The organism is Pseudomonas sp. HY2-MNA-CIBAN-0224 (genome assembly GCF_040310285.1).
GTDB classification, from domain to species: Bacteria; Pseudomonadota; Gammaproteobacteria; order Pseudomonadales; family Pseudomonadaceae; genus Aquipseudomonas; species Aquipseudomonas helleri.
In genome coordinates, this window is record NZ_JBEOPQ010000900.1 from 1 (window position 1) to 237 (window position 237).

Here is a 237-nt window from a genome sequence, read left to right on the forward strand (position 1 = left end):
TCCCAGCCTTCTTTAATTGTTCTGAGTAAAGCAGAAACCTCTTCGAGCATATCCACATCATTAGCCACATTAGCCTCAGATAATCGTCTCAACATATATTCATAAAGTGAGTCTAGATTAGCAGATATTTCGGTGCCAGCATCCATATCTAAGCTACCACTCAGTCCAGCAATAATACTAATTGCTTTACCGATATTTTCTCCTTTTTGCGCATGACTTTTCTGCTGAATGGCATAT

At 38.8% G+C, this 237-nt stretch carries 1 protein-coding gene; it reads right to left on the reverse strand.

Features of this window, described 5'->3' with window-relative positions; genetic code table 11:
- A partial coding sequence (gene fliS, locus AAEZ03_RS28840; protein WP_350583423.1) for a flagellar export chaperone FliS occupies positions 1-237 on the reverse strand: 237 nt, incomplete at both ends.